Source organism: Burkholderia sp. MBR-1 (assembly GCF_013822785.1).
Classification (GTDB): domain Bacteria; phylum Pseudomonadota; class Gammaproteobacteria; order Burkholderiales; family Burkholderiaceae; genus Burkholderia; species Burkholderia vietnamiensis.
The window spans coordinates 2930459-2944905 of sequence record NZ_CP053609.1 but is presented as its reverse complement, the minus strand read 5'-3'; the positions used below and the strand labels follow the sequence as shown (position 1 = coordinate 2944905).

At 68.7% G+C, this 14447-nt stretch carries 13 protein-coding genes; 9 read left to right on the top strand and 4 right to left on the bottom strand.

The window, feature by feature from the left end; translation table 11 throughout:
* Nucleotides 1-247 precede the first annotated feature (247 nt).
* Nucleotides 248-886, top strand: a complete 639-nt coding sequence (locus MBR110_RS13595) for a peroxiredoxin (RefSeq protein ID WP_014722511.1) — start codon at nucleotides 248-250, stop codon at nucleotides 884-886.
* Nucleotides 887-1012: 126 nt separating this feature from the next.
* On the opposite strand, the gene MBR110_RS13590 is transcribed toward MBR110_RS13595, so the two are convergent.
* Nucleotides 1013-2200: an acyl-CoA dehydrogenase gene (locus MBR110_RS13590; RefSeq protein ID WP_011883419.1), complete on the bottom strand. Its 1188-nt coding sequence runs from the start codon at nucleotides 2198-2200 to the stop codon at nucleotides 1013-1015.
* A 122-nt stretch (nucleotides 2201-2322) separates the two neighbouring features.
* On the opposite strand from MBR110_RS13590, the gene MBR110_RS13585 reads away from it, so the two are divergent.
* The gene (locus MBR110_RS13585; RefSeq protein ID WP_011883421.1) at nucleotides 2323-3114 is read left to right on the top strand and encodes an IclR family transcriptional regulator; all 792 of its coding nucleotides are present in this window, start codon (nucleotides 2323-2325) and stop codon (nucleotides 3112-3114) included.
* A 125-nt stretch (nucleotides 3115-3239) separates the two neighbouring features.
* On the top strand, nucleotides 3240-3650 hold the full coding sequence (locus MBR110_RS13580) for a GFA family protein (RefSeq protein WP_045579403.1): 411 nt from the start codon (nucleotides 3240-3242) through the stop codon (nucleotides 3648-3650).
* Between the two features lie 681 nt (nucleotides 3651-4331).
* Here the strand turns inward: MBR110_RS13580 and MBR110_RS13575 are convergent.
* Nucleotides 4332-5135 (bottom strand): EAL domain-containing protein, encoded by an 804-nt coding sequence (locus MBR110_RS13575; RefSeq protein ID WP_011883431.1) that lies wholly within the window; start codon nucleotides 5133-5135, stop codon nucleotides 4332-4334.
* Between the two features lie 128 nt (nucleotides 5136-5263).
* On the opposite strand from MBR110_RS13575, the gene MBR110_RS13570 reads away from it, so the two are divergent.
* Genes MBR110_RS13570 through fahA form a run of 6 tightly spaced genes read left to right on the top strand, consistent with a single transcriptional unit; the run spans nucleotide 5264 to nucleotide 11494 of the window.
* Entirely contained in the window at nucleotides 5264-5530 is a 267-nt protein-coding gene (locus MBR110_RS13570) for a hypothetical protein (protein ID WP_155416633.1), read from the top strand.
* A 7-nt stretch (nucleotides 5531-5537) separates the two neighbouring features.
* Entirely contained in the window at nucleotides 5538-7214 is a 1677-nt protein-coding gene (locus MBR110_RS13565; RefSeq protein WP_181709094.1) for an FAD-dependent oxidoreductase, read from the top strand.
* A 40-nt stretch (nucleotides 7215-7254) separates the two neighbouring features.
* Nucleotides 7255-7485: a DUF2783 domain-containing protein gene (locus MBR110_RS13560; RefSeq protein WP_011883434.1), complete on the top strand. Its 231-nt coding sequence runs from the start codon at nucleotides 7255-7257 to the stop codon at nucleotides 7483-7485.
* Nucleotides 7482-8843 (top strand): MFS transporter, encoded by a 1362-nt coding sequence (locus MBR110_RS13555; RefSeq protein WP_181709093.1) that lies wholly within the window; start codon nucleotides 7482-7484, stop codon nucleotides 8841-8843. Before MBR110_RS13560 ends, MBR110_RS13555 begins: the two co-directional genes overlap by 4 nt.
* A gap of 15 nt (nucleotides 8844-8858) precedes the next feature.
* Nucleotides 8859-10193, top strand: coding sequence for a homogentisate 1,2-dioxygenase (gene hmgA, locus MBR110_RS13550; RefSeq protein ID WP_059454494.1), 1335 nt, complete (start codon nucleotides 8859-8861; stop codon nucleotides 10191-10193).
* A complete protein-coding gene (fahA, locus tag MBR110_RS13545) occupies nucleotides 10190-11494 on the top strand; it encodes a fumarylacetoacetase (RefSeq protein ID WP_181709092.1) in 1305 nt (434 codons plus the stop codon). Before hmgA ends, fahA begins: the two co-directional genes overlap by 4 nt.
* Nucleotides 11495-11768: 274 nt before the next feature.
* Here the strand turns inward: fahA and MBR110_RS13540 are convergent, their stop codons facing one another.
* Both MBR110_RS13540 and MBR110_RS13535 read right to left on the bottom strand, forming a co-directional pair.
* Nucleotides 11769-12929 (bottom strand): MFS transporter, encoded by a 1161-nt coding sequence (locus MBR110_RS13540; RefSeq protein WP_034194474.1) that lies wholly within the window; start codon nucleotides 12927-12929, stop codon nucleotides 11769-11771.
* Nucleotides 12930-13047: 118 nt separating this feature from the next.
* The gene (locus tag MBR110_RS13535) at nucleotides 13048-14217 is read right to left on the bottom strand and encodes an MFS transporter (RefSeq protein ID WP_175994970.1); all 1170 of its coding nucleotides are present in this window, start codon (nucleotides 14215-14217) and stop codon (nucleotides 13048-13050) included.
* Nucleotides 14218-14447 lie beyond the last annotated feature (230 nt).

The window sequence follows — 14447 nt, the reverse complement described above, 5'->3', positions numbered from 1 at the left end:
GAAGACGCACGGCGACATTGCAAGACCGCATGGTAAACGAAACGTAAACAAAAACAGAGCCGCCGACGGCGTGAAAAGTGCCTTTCGCCGCTGTCCACCGCGCTCTGCGCCTGGGCAAAAATGACAAAAAAGTATGAATATCAAACGTAATAATCGTTCGCATGGCCCATTGCTTCCCGTAAGCTGAGTGACTATCCCGCGCCGACAGCGCGCGGTTTCAACCAGCATCGTTCGAGGAGGGAACATCATGGGTCTGCGTCTTGGTGACATCGCACCGGATTTCGAGCAGGAATCGAGCCTGGGCACGATCAAGTTTCATGAGTGGCTTGGCAACAGCTGGGGCATCCTGTTCTCCCATCCGGCCGACTACACGCCGGTATGCACGACGGAGCTCGGGCTCACCGCGAAGCTGAAGGGCGAATTCGACAAACGCAACGTGAAGGTGATCGCGCTGTCGGTCGATGGCGTCGAATCGCACAAGGGCTGGATCAACGACATCAACGAAACGCAGTCGACGGTCGTCGGCTTCCCGATCATCGCCGACGCCGATCGCAAGGTCTCGCAGCTGTACGACATGATCCACCCGAACGCGAACGAAACGCTGACGGTGCGCTCGCTGTTCGTGATCGATCCGAACAAGAAGGTGCGTCTCATCATCACCTATCCGGCCAGCACCGGCCGCAATTTCGACGAAGTGCTGCGCGTGATCGATTCGCTGCAACTGACCGATAATTACAAAGTCGCGACGCCGGGGAACTGGAAGGACGGCGACGACGTCGTGATCGTACCGTCGCTGCAGGATCCCGATGAGTTGAAGAAGCGCTTCCCGAAGGGCTTCAACGCGGTGCGTCCGTATCTGCGTCTGACGCCGCAGCCGAACAAGTAAGCAGCGGCTGCGCGCGATCGCCGCGCGCCCATGAAAACGGCCCGCCCGGCAGCGATGCCGGGCGGGCCGTGTCGTTTCAGCGCGCACGATGCGGTGCGACCGGCGCCGCGTCGCCTGCGCAAACGGTCAGAAGAATGCCTGGATGCCCGTCTGTGCGCGGCCGAGGATCAGCGCATGGATGTCGTGGGTTCCTTCGTACGTATTGACCACTTCGAGGTTCACGAGGTGGCGCGCGACGCCGAACTCGTCCGAGATGCCGTTGCCGCCCAGCATGTCGCGCGCGAGCCGCGCGATGTCGAGCGCCTTGCCGCACGAGTTGCGCTTCATGATCGACGTGATCTCGACGGCCGCCGTGCCTTCGTCCTTCATCCGGCCCAGCCGCAGCACGCCTTGCAGGCCGAGCGTGATTTCGGTCTGCATGTCGGCGAGCTTTTTCTGGATCAGCTGGTTCGCGGCGAGCGGCCGGCCGAACTGCTTGCGGTCGAGCACGTACTGGCGCGCGGTGTGCCAGCACGATTCGGCCGCGCCCAGCGCGCCCCACGCGATCCCGTAGCGGGCCGAGTTCAGGCACGTGAACGGGCCGCGCAGGCCGCTCACGTTCGGCATCAGGTTTTCGTCGGGCACGAACACCTCGTCGAGCACGATCTCGCCGGTGATCGACGCGCGCAGCCCGACCTTGCCGTGGATGGCCGGCGCCGACAGCCCCTTCCAGCCCTTCTCGAGGATGAAGCCGCGGATCGCGTCCGCGCCGTTTTCTTCGAGCTTCGCCCACACGACGAACACGTCGGCGATCGGCGAGTTGGTGATCCACATCTTCGAGCCGGACAGCGAATAGCCGCCCGGCACTTTCTTCGCGCGCGTGACCATGCTGCCCGGGTCCGAGCCGTGGTTCGGTTCGGTCAGCCCGAAGCAGCCGATCCATTCGCCGGTCGCGAGCTTCGGCAGATATTTCTGCTTCTGCGCGTCCGAGCCGAATTCGAAGATCGGCACCATCACGAGCGACGACTGCACGGACATCATCGACCGGTAGCCGGAGTCGACGCGCTCGACTTCGCGCGCGATCAGGCCGTAGCTGACGTAGTTGAGGCCGGGGCCGCCGTATTCGTCAGGGATCGTCGGGCCGAGCAGGCCCAGTTCGCCCATTTCGCGGAATATCGCCGCGTCGGTGCGCTCGTGGCGGAACGCCTCCGTGACGCGCGGCGCCAGCTTGTCCTGCGCATACGCGCGCGCGGCATCGCGCACCATCCGCTCCTCTTCGGTCAGTTGCTGGTCGAGCAACAGCGGATCGTCCCAATGAAAAGTTGCAACGCTCATCGTGTCATCTCCTGTCGGTCGTCGGCGGCGCTTCGCTACCTGTTCCGATATCTATGGTCTGCTTGACTTGCGTTCCGCTGTGCGGAACAATGTTTTGCAAAACGAACCCAGTGTAGCACCAGATGACACTTTCAACCATCGACGAAACCGCGATCGACGAACGCAAGTTCGTCGTTGCGCTTGCGCGCGGGCTCGACCTGCTGCGCGCGTTCCGGCCCGGCGAAACGATGCTCGGCAATCGCGATTTCGCGGAGCGCACCGGGCTGCCGAAGGCGACCGTGAACCGGCTCGCTTACACGCTGACCGTGCTCGGCTACCTGCGCTACGACGAGACGCTCGGGAAATACGCGCTGGATGCCGCGGTGCTGTCGCTCGGCTACGCGCTGCTGTCCGGGTCGGGGACGCTCGATCTTGCGCGGCCGCACATGCAGGCGCTCGCGCGCGAGATCGGCGCGGCCGTGTCGCTCGGCTGCCGCGACGGGCTCGATATGATTTATCTGGAGACGATCCGCAGCGAAACGGCGCTGACGCTCGGGCTCGCTCCCGGCTCGCGCCTGTCGATGCTGACGAGTTCGATGGGGCGTGCGTATCTGGCCGTGCAGCCGGAGGACGTGCGCCGCGCGCTCTATGCCGACTTGCATCGTGCGGCCGGCGGCGGCGCCGATGCCGATGCGCTCGTCGCGGCCGCGCAGCAGGCGGTCGCCGAATTCTCGACGGGCGGCTGCTGTTATTCGTTCCGCGCGTGGCACACGGACGTGAATGCGGCCGCCGTGCCGTTTCGCGAGCCGCGCGACGGACGCTGGCTGATCCTCAGCTGCAGCGGGCCGGCATCGTCGATGGACGAACAGGCGTTCCGTACCGACGTCGGGCCGAAACTGAAGGCGCTCGCGCAGCGGCTCGGTCAGACGGTCTGAAACGGGGCGCGCGTGGGCGCGTCGCCGGCATTGCCGCGCGCGGCCGCGGATGCCGTGCCTGTTGCAACGCGCGGGCGCCACGCTCATCATCGTTCCCTGACTTTCCGACGATGACGAGGTTCGCGATGTCTGTCCCCGAGACGATGGAAGGCGGTTGCGCATGCGGAGCGATCCGTTACCGGATCGCCGGCATTCCGACCGACGCGGGCTTTTGCCATTGCCGGCTCTGTCAGCGCACGACCGGTGCGGCGGTCGTGGCAGCGGCATCGGTGCCGATCGGCGCGTTCGAGTATCTGCAGGGCGAGCCGACGGTCTATGCGTCGAGCGCGTGGGGTGAGCGGCGCTTTTGCGGCCGTTGCGGCGCGCAGCTCGAATATCGGCTGCGCGACGCGCCGACCACCGTCGAAATCAACTACGCGACGCTCGACGAGCCGGCGCGGCTGCGTCCGGTGTGGCACGTGTGGTATGCGGATCGTTTTCCGGGGATCGACTGTGCCGAGGATCTGCCGAAATACGACGACGACGGACCGCAGTAGGCGTCGAGGTGGCGGCGACGAGCGCGCCAGCACGCGTGTTCGATCGGGTGGCGCGAACGCGGCAAGAGTCGGCCGGCGCGGCACGTGGATCGTTGCGCAGGCAACTACCGAAATACGATGACGGCGGTCGGACTAGGCGTAGGGGTGACGGCGACGAGCGCGCCAGCACGCGTGTTCGATCAGGCGGCGTGAACGCGGCAAGAGTCGGCCGTCGCGACACGTGGATCGTTGCGCAGGCAACTGGTGCGTCGACGATCTGCCGAAATACGGCGACGGCGGACCGGGATGGGCGTCGCGATGCCGGCGACGAGTGCGTCAGCGAGCCAGCACGCGCGTTCGACTCGGCTGCATGAGCGCGGCGCGAGCTGGCCGACATGGCGCGTGCGGTGCGCGGATCGTTTCTCGGAAATCGACTGTGCCGACGATCTGCCGAAATACGACGACGGCGGACCGGAGTAGGCGTCGAGATGCCGGCGACGGGTGCTGCAGCAAACTAGCAAGCGGGTTCGACTGGGGCTGCATAAGCACGGCGCGATGCCGCAAGCCGCTAGGCCTGCATCGACCGACCGCCTGCCGCCCGCCGTTTGACGACGGACGCGCACGACGGCAAGCACGACCCACCCGCCCGAAGACCCCCAGCCCCCAGCACAGCACTCACCGCACCCACACGCGCAGCGCCCCTCAGGCCGTCACGACCTTCGCGAACACCGGCCCCTGCATGAAGCGCACGTCGTGCTGACGCAGCAACTCGCACTGCGTCTCGTCGACCACGCCATCGAATATCAGCGGAATCCGCACGCGCTGCGCATACGCGACCAGCGCCTTCACCATCCCGTCGCGCAGCGCGATGCCCGCATCCATCTTGATGTAATCGGGCCGCGCCATCTCCGATTCGACCGCGAGGATCCGGCCGGGGTCGGGCAGCTTGTCCGCGACCTTGAAACCGTGATGCTGATAACTGCGCGTCAGGTAGCCGAGGAAGGTCTTGTGCGCGACCGCGGCCGCCGGCAACTCGATCACGATCCGCTCGGCCGGCAGGCCGAACCGCTGCAGCACCGACGAGAAATGCTTGCCGTGATCGTACTTCACGCTCTTGAGCAGCCGTTCGTGCACGCGCAGGAACAGCAGCCCGTGGCGCTGCGCACCGAAGAAGTTGATCGCGTGCAGCGCCCGCGACAGCCGGTCGATCGCGACGAGCGTCTGGTCGTCGACGGCCGAGTCGACCGGGTCGTGCGCGGCGCCGCTGACCAGCGTGATGGCCTGGAAGCCGAGCTCGTCGCCGTAGCGCTCGATGGCATCCGCGAACGACGTCGACTGCGGCGCGCCGGGCATCGTCACGTCGTAGATCGGCTCGTAGGCGCTCGCGAGCGTGCGCTCCGGCAGATTCGCGCATGCGGTGCCGCCTTCGGCAAGCGCGAGGTGTTCCCGCAGATAAGGCAGTTGCCCGGCACGGGCGACCAGCTCGGGAATGTTGGGCGGGATCATCGGCGTAGGAAGAAAACGGCGGCCGAAAGGGCCGCCTCGTATCTCGATATTAGCAGCGCCCGTCGGGCTCGGCTCGGCGTTTCTCTCATATGGTTATCCCGTTGCCGAACCCATCGCTAGGGTTAACGTTGATTTCACTATACGTAATTGGTTTTACTATTCGTAAATCCAAAGATTTGTTGCCGATCAAGAAAAGCGGCGTTCGGGCGCCGGCAGCGGCGTCGTTTCCCGAACCGAATCAACCAGGAAGCAAGGAGCGAGACGTGGCGGTGGACAGCAGGCGGATGGAGCAGGGCAGGCCGCGCGAGCGGTTGAAGGCGGGCACGAAGGCGGCCATGAACGGCGGCACAAGCGCGGCGGCGCCGCGCGTGCCGGCGCACGTGCGGCGCGGCTGAGGAGCGGATGGCGACCATGAGCATCGATTACCAGACGCTGAAGTTCGATTACCGGCCGCGCGCGGCGCGGGCCGCGCAGGCCGATGCGGCCGTTCACCCGGTGATCGTGGTGGGCGCGGGCCCGGTGGGCCTGGCCGCCGCGATCGATCTGGCGCAGCGCGACGTGCCGGTCGTGCTGCTCGACGACGACGACACGCTGTCCACCGGCTCGCGCGCGATCTGCTTCGCGAAGCGCACGCTCGAGATCTTCGACCGGCTCGGCTGCGGCGAGCGCTTCGTGGACAAGGGCGTGAGCTGGCACGTCGGCAAGGTGTTCCTGCAGGACGAGCAGCTTTACGCGTTCGACCTGCTGCCCGAGCAGGGCCACGCACGCCCGGCGTTCGTCAACCTGCAGCAGTACTACGTCGAAGGCTATCTGGCCGAGCGCGCGTTCGAACTGCCGAACCTCGAGATCCGCTGGAAGCACAAGGTGACGGGCGTCGCGCAGTCGGCCGAGCACGCGGCGCTGACCGTCGAGACGCCGGAAGGCATCGAGACGCTGCGCGCGCAGTACGTGATCGCGGCCGACGGCTCGCGCAGCCCGCTGCGCGCGGCGATGGGGCTCGAAAGCCGCGGCCGCACGTTCAAGGACCGCTTCCTGATCGCCGACGTGAAGATGAAGGCGGAATTCCCGACCGAGCGCTGGTTCTGGTTCGATCCGCCGTTCCACCGTAACCAGTCGGTGCTGCTGCACCGTCAGCCGGACAACGTGTGGCGCATCGATTTCCAGCTCGGCTGGGACGCCGACCCGGTCGCCGAGAAGCAGCCGGAGCGCGTGATCCCGCGCGTGCGCGCGCTGCTCGGGCCGGACGCCGAATTCGAGCTCGAATGGGTCAGCGTCTATACGTTCCGCTGCCAGCGGATGGATACGTTCCGTCACGGCCGCGTGCTGTTCGCGGGCGACGCGGCGCACGGCGTGTCGCCGTTCGGCGCGCGCGGCGCGAACAGCGGCGTGCAGGACGCCGACAATCTCGCGTGGAAGCTGCAGCTCGTGCTCGACGGCCGCGCGCCCGAGCGCCTGCTCGACACGTATGCGAGCGAGCGCGAGTTCGCCGCGGACGAGAACATCCGCAACTCGACGCGCTCGACCGACTTCATCACGCCGAAGAGCGCGGTGTCGCGCGTGTTCCGCGACGCGACGCTGAAGCTCGCGCGCGACTGCGAATTCGCGCGCCGGCTCGTGAACAGCGGCCGTTTGTCGGTGCCGGCCGTGCTGACCGATTCGCCGCTGAATACGCCCGATCGCGCCGGCGACGCGTTCGCGTGCGCGATGCGTCCCGGCGCGGTCGCGGCCGACGCGCCGGTGCGCGCGCAGCAGGCGTCCGGCTGGCTGCTGCGTCATCTCGGCGACGGCTTCGCGGGCGTGCTGTTCGGCCTGCCCGGGGATGCGGGCGCGCTCGCGCAGGCGCTCGACGGTCTCGCGCTGCCGGTGCGGCCCGTGCTGATCGTGCCGGCCGGCCATGCGCAGGCGGTGCCCGGCGTCGACGTCCTCGAAGACGTCGACGGTCTCGCCGCGCAGCGCTACGACGCGCAGCCCGGCACGTTCTACCTGCTGCGCCCGGACCAGCACGTGTGCGCCCGCATGCGCACGCTCGACCGGCACGCGATCGCCGACGCACTCGCCCGCGCGAGCGGCGCATGCTGAACCCGCCTCGAACACGACAACGACACCGGAGACACCCGACATGCCCCCCCTCGACACCCGCCCGCGCCTGGCCGACCCGGACGCGTTCTACGAAGCGCTGATCGACATGCATCGCGATTTGTCGGACGCCGACAGCCAGCTCGTCAACGCGAAGCTGATCCTGCTGCTCGCGAACCAGATCGGCGACGCCGACGTGCTGCGCGAAGCGATGGCGCTCGCGCGCCAGGGCGTGAATCCGCCCGTGCATCCGAACGCCGAGGTGGCGCAATGAGCGCGGCGCCGGCCAACGCGCGCGTGCTCGAAGTCGAGCGCGTGATCGACGACACCCATCGTCCGGGCTTTCACTGGATGCTGCTGGTGCTGTGCGGCCTGTGCCTGGTGGTCGACGGCTTCGACGCGCAGGCGATGGGCTACGTCGCGCCGAGCGTGATCGCCGAGTGGCATGTGCCGAAGCAGGCGCTCGGGCCGGTGTTCAGCGCGAGCCTGTTCGGCATGCTGCTCGGCGCGCTCGGGCTGTCGGTGCTGGCCGACCGCATCGGCCGGCGGCCGGTGCTGATCGGCTCGACGCTGTTCTTCGCGGTGACGATGCTCGCGACCCCGTTCGCGAGCTCGATCCCGGTGCTGATCGCGCTGCGCTTCGTCACGGGCCTGGGCCTCGGCTGCATCATGCCGAACGCGATGGCGCTGGTCGGCGAGTTCAGCCCGGCCGCGCACCGCGTGAAGCGGATGATGATCGTGTCGTGCGGCTTCACGCTGGGCGCCGCGCTCGGCGGCTTCATCAGCGCGGCGCTGATTCCGGCGCTCGGCTGGCGCGCGGTGTTCTTCGTCGGGGGCGCGGTGCCGCTCGTGCTGGCGATCGCGATGCTCGCGCGGCTGCCCGAGTCGCTGCAGTTCCTGGTCCTGAAAGGACGCGTCGCGCAGGCCCGCGACTGGCTCGCGCGGTTCGCGCCGCACGCCGGCATCGATGCCGACACGCGGCTCGTCGTGCGCGAGCGTGCGACGAGCGGCGCACCGGTCGCCGAACTGTTCCGCGCCGGCCGCCTGCCGGTCACGCTGCTGCTGTGGTCGATCAGCTTCATGAACCTGATCGACCTGTACTTCCTGTCGAACTGGCTGCCGACCGTGATGCGCGACGCAGGCTATGCGCCGGGCACGGCGGTGATCGTCGGCACGGTGCTGCAGACGGGCGGCGTGATCGGCACGCTGTCGCTCGGCTGGTTCATCGAGCGCTACGGCTTCGTGCGCGTGCTGTTCGCGTGCTTCGCGTGCGCGGCCGTGTCGGTGGGGCTGATCGGCTCGGTCGCGCATGCGCTGCCGTGGCTGCTGGTCGTCGTGTTCGCGGGCGGCTTCTGCGTGGTCGGCGGGCAGCCGGCCGTCAATGCGCTGGCCGGCCAGTATTACCCGACGTCGCTGCGCTCGACCGGCATCGGCTGGAGCCTCGGCATCGGCCGGATCGGCTCGGTGCTCGGGCCGCTCGTCGGCGGCCAGTTGATTGCGCTGAACTGGAGCAACGGCGCGCTGTTCCATGCGGCCGCGCTGCCCGTGCTGTGCTCGGCGCTGTTCGTGCTCGGGCTGGCCGGCGTCGCGCGGCGCGGCGGCGCGCACGCGGCGAATGCCGCGATGAATTGATGGAGAAAGGAAACGATGACGCTTGACCTGTCGAAACCGGCGACCGCCGGCTACCTGAGCGGTTTCGGGAACGAATTCGCGACCGAGGCGCTGCCCGGCGCGCTGCCGCACGGCCGCAACTCGCCGCAGCGCGCGCCGTACGGGCTGTATGCGGAGCAGCTGTCGGGCACCGCGTTTACCGCGCCGCGCGGCCACAACCGCCGCTCGTGGCTGTACCGGATCCGGCCGGCCGCCGTGCACCGGCCGTTCGAGCCGTTCACGGGGCGGCAGCGGCTCGTCGCGGAGTTCGGCGACTCGGCCGACGTGCCGCCGACGCCGCCGAACCAGCTGCGCTGGGACCCGCTGCCGATGCCGGTCGAGCCGACCGATTTCGTCGAAGGGCTCGTGACGATGGCCGGCAACGGCTCGGCGGCCGCGATGAACGGTTGCGCGATCCACCTGTATGCGGCGAACCGCTCGATGCAGGACCGCTTCTTCTACAGCGCCGACGGCGAATTGCTGATCGTGCCGCAGCAGGGGCGGCTCTTCATCGCGACGGAGTTCGGCCGGCTCGACGTCGAGCCGGCCGAGATCGCGGTGATTCCGCGCGGCGTGCGCTTCGCGGTCGCGCTGCCCGACGGCGACGCGCGCGGCTACATCTGCGAGAACTTCGGCGCGCTGCTGCGCCTGCCCGACCTCGGCCCGATCGGATCGAACGGGCTCGCCAATCCGCGCGATTTCCTGACGCCGCAGGCCGCGTACGAAGACCGCGAAGGCGCGTTCGAGCTGATCGCGAAGCTGAACGGGCGCCTGTGGCGCGCGGACATCGGCCACTCGCCGTTCGACGTCGTCGCATGGCACGGCAACTACGCGCCGTACAAGTACGACCTGCGGCTGTTCAACACGATCGGCTCGATCAGCTACGACCATCCCGATCCGTCGATCTTTCTCGTGCTGCAGTCGCAGAGCGACTCGCCGGGCGTCGACGCGATCGATTTCGTGATCTTCCCGCCGCGCTGGCTCGCGGCCGAAGATACGTTCCGCCCGCCGTGGTTCCACCGCAACGTCGCGAGCGAGTTCATGGGCCTCGTGCACGGCGCGTACGACGCGAAGGCCGAAGGCTTCGTGCCGGGCGGCGCGAGCCTGCACAACTGCATGTCCGGTCACGGGCCGGACGCCGATACGTTCGAGAAGGCGTCGGCGATCGACACGACCCGCCCGCACAAGGTCGACGCGACGATGGCGTTCATGTTCGAAACCCGCACGCTGATCCGGCCGACGCGCTACGCGCTCGACACCGCGCAGCTGCAGGCCGACTACTTCGAATGCTGGCAACGCATCGAGAAACACTTCAACCCGGAGCAACGATGAGCGACACCCGAGACTGGCGTGCGACGCTCGACCCGGCTCGCAAGAGCTGGGTCGACACGGCGAACGATCCCGCCTGCGATTTCCCGATCCAGAACCTGCCGTTCGGCATCTTCAGCGACGCGGCGCAGCCGGCGCGCCGCGCGGGCGTGGCGCTCGGCGACCGGATCGTCGACCTCGCCGCGCTCGCGCGCGCGGGCCTCGTGACGGTGCCGGCCGGCGCCGACGTGTTCGCCGAGCCGACGCTCAACGCGTTCATCGCGCTCGGCCGCGATGCGTGGCGCAGCGTGCGCGTTCAGCTGTCCGAGCTGTTCGCGCGCGACGCTGCGCGGCTCCGCGACGACGCGGCGTTGCGTGCGCGCGTGCTCGTCGCGCAGCGCGACGCGACGCTGCATCTGCCGGTCGACATTCCCGGCTACACCGATTTCTATTCGTCGAAGGAGCACGCGACCAACGTCGGCTCGATGTTCCGCGATCCGAAGAATGCGCTGCTGCCGAACTGGTCGGAGATGCCGATCGGCTACAACGGCCGCGCGTCATCGGTGGTCGTGAGCGGCACGCCGGTGCGGCGGCCGAACGGGCAGCTGAAGCTGCCCGATCAGGAGCGCCCGGTGTTCGGCGCGTGCCGCAAGCTCGACATCGAACTCGAGACGGGCTTCATCGTCGGGCGGGGCAATGCGCTCGGCGAGCCGATCGCCTGCGAGGATGCCGAAGCGCACATCTTCGGGATGGTGCTGTTGAACGACTGGAGCGCGCGCGACATCCAGCAGTGGGAATACGTGCCGCTCGGCCCGTTCAACGCGAAGACCTTCGCGACGACGATCTCGCCGTGGATCGTCACGCTCGACGCGCTCGAACCGTTCCGCGTCGCGCAGCCCGAGCAGGCGCCGCAGCCGCTGCCGTATCTGCGGCACGCGGGCAAGCATGCGTTCGACATCGCGCTCGAAGTCACGCTGCGGGCGGACGGCGCCGCCGAGCCGACGTCGATCTGCCGCACCAACTTCCGGCACATGTACTGGACGATGGCGCAGCAACTCGCGCATCACACGGTCGCGGGCTGCAATACGAGCGTGGGGGACCTGATGGGTTCGGGCACGATCAGCGGGCCGACGCGCGACTCGTTCGGCAGCCTGCTCGAGCTGACGTGGAACGGCAAGGAGCCGCTCGTGCTGAAGGGCGGCGGCAGCCGCACGTTCATCGAGGACGGCGACGAGCTGACGCTCGCGGGCTGGTGCGAGGGCGATGGCTATCGCATCGGCTTCGGGACGTGTACGGGGAAGATCCTGCCGGCGCGTAGCGCGTAGCGGATTGCCGCGCGACGGGTCGCGCGCAGTCCGGAACGGCACGGCGGCCCGCTTGATGCGGGCCGGTTTCGTTTTTATTGGCGGGGGCGGGAGGGGATAGGGCGCTGAGTATGTGTCGCTGGCCAAGGGTCACGGATCACCGGTCACGGAGTGCGGGCCAAGGGCAACGCGGCACGGATCACGGATCGCCGGTCACGAACCGCGAACCGTGCGTGTTCGACGTTGCGCCCGCGCCGCCGCGTGTGAACATCGACGCCGTCTGCCGGCCTCCGCGTCAGATCGCGCGCCGCAACGCCGAGCGTCGTTCCCACAACGCGGCCGCGACGAACGCCGCGACGCAGCCGACCAGCACGCCGATCAGCGCGTTGCTGCCGAGTTGTTCCATCAACGCGCCGGCCACCAGCGGTCCGCCGAAGCTCGCGGCGCTCCACGATGCCGAGACGAGCGAGCTCGCGGTGACGAGCGCCGCGCCGCGGAAGCGCTCGCCGCATGCGACCAGCGACAGCGTGTAGATGCTGCCGGCCGCCGCGCCGAGCACGAACAGCAACGGCCAGCACAGCCACGGGTTCGCAATCACCAACGGCAGCAGCGGCAGGCCCGCGAGCACGATGCAGCCGGCGCCGAGATGCACGCGCTCGCGACCGAGCTTGTCGGCGAGCCAGCCGATCGGGAACTGCATCGCGGTGTCGCCGCACAGCATGATCGACGCGAGCAGCACCGCGGTCGCGCTCGCGACGCCGTGGTCCATCGCGTAGAGCGGCAGCAGCGACAGCGCGAGCGTGTCGAACAGCGCGAAGAAACCGGTGCCGATGATCAGCGCGGGCATGCGCGGCAGCACCGCGAGCCAGCTGTCGTGGGCGGCCTGGCGCGCGTCGTCGCCGGCCAGCGGCGCGCGCCGGATCGTCGCGAGCGTCGGCAATGCAAGCAGGAACAGCGCGCCGCACAGCGCGAAGCGGATGCTGGTGGCGCCCGCGATCTGGCTGACCAGCACGGGCCCGGCCATCTGGAACAGCGTGAAATTGGTCGCATAGATCGCGACCACGCGGCCGCGCGTCGAATCGTCGGCGAGCTGGTTGACCCACGCTTCGCCGATCGTGAACAGCAGCATCAGCGCCGCGCCGCACAGCACGCGCAACACGCCCCATACGATCAGGTTCGACGTGAACTGCATCAGCGTGGTGGCCGCGGCGAGCAGCACGACCGACACGACGATCGCGCGGCGCGCGCCCAGGCGCCGCGCGAGCGCGGTGACGAACGGGACGATCGCGAGGCCGCCGAGCGCCTGCGCGGCGGTCAGCATGCCGACCACGTTGGTGCCGTGGCCGGCTTCGGTCAATGCGAGGGCGGTGAGCGGCAGCGTCGCGCCGGTGCCGAGCCCGACCACCGCGACGCTCAGGATCAGCGCGACGAAATCGCGGGAGAGAACGTTTTTCATCGGGCCGGATGCTACACCGCGGACCTTGAAAGGTCCATGAAGGCCGTCATGCGCGCATGGTTGCGCGCGAAACGCAATGCGGCGGCGCCGTGCGGGCGCCGCGTCGCGCGTCATGGCGTCACACGTACCCGGCGGGCGCGCGGGCCGGACGGCGTTCGAGCGACGCCGACCACAGCGTGAGCGCGAGCGCCGCGACCGCCATCGCGACGCCGACCCACGGCAGGCTCACGAGCGGCACGCCGGCGCCGATCGCCGCGCCGCCGAGCCATGCGCCGGTCGCGTTGCCGAGGTTGAACGCGCCCTGATTGAGCGTCGATGCGAGGTTCGGCGCATCGCTCGCGCGGTCGACGATCAGGATCTGCAGCGGCGGCACGATCGCGAACGCGAGCACGCCCCATACGAAGATCGTCGCCAGCGCCGCGAACGGCACGTGCATCGTGCCGGCAAACAGCGCGAGCACGATGCCGATCAGCGCGAGCGTCGCGATCAGCGACGGCATCCGGCGCCAGTCCGCGAGCCGGCCGCCGAGCGTGCCGCCGACGGTCAGGCCGAGCCCGAACAGCAGCAGCACGTAGGTGACCTGGTGTGGCGAGAAGCGCGTCACGCCCTCGAGGATCGGCGTGATGTACGTGAACACGCTGAACAGGCTCGCGGACGCCAGCACGCTGATGCCGAGCACCATCAGCACCTGCGGGTGCCGCAGCACGCCGAACTCGCGCGTGATGCTGGTGTCGGGCATCGCGAGATGCTTCGGCAGGCACACGGCGAGCGCGGCCGCCGCCGCGATGCCGATGCCGGTGACGGCCCAGAACGTCGCGCGCCAGCCGTAGGCCTGACCGAGCGCGGTGCCGAGCGGCACGCCGAGCACGTTCGCGAGCGTGAGGCCGGTGAACATCAGCGCGATCGCCTGCGCGCGCCGGTTCGGCGCGACGAGGCTGCTCGCGACCACCGAGCCGATCCCGAAGAACGCGCCGTGACAGAACGCAGTGACCACGCGCGCGGCCATCAACACCGCATAGCCGGGCGCGAGCGCGCACAGCAGGTTGCCGGCGATGAACAGTCCGATCAGGCCCATCAGCGCGCGCTTGCGCGGCATCTTCGCGGTGACGACCGCGAGGATCGGCGCGCCGATCGTCACGCCGAGCGCGTAGCCCGACACGAGCATCCCGGCAGCCGGGATCGACACGCCGAGGTCGCGCGCGACGTTCGGCAGCAGCCCCATGATCACGAATTCGGTGGTACCGATTCCAAATGCGGCGACGGCGAGGGCGAAAAGGGGCAAGGGCATCGCGATGGGTCAGGGAAAGAGCCGCGGCCGGGATTCGGCGCGGGATGCGCACGATGGCTGGGCGGGGACGTCAGCCGCGATTCTACGTGAGAGAAAACCCGGACGCTCGGGGCCGGAACGTATTGTTTCGCGGGCCATGCTGGGGCGGCCGACGTCACGCTACGGTGGGGATTTCGATGGGCGCGATTGCGGCGGCGCCGGAAGACGTCGCACTTCCGCAATGCCCGACG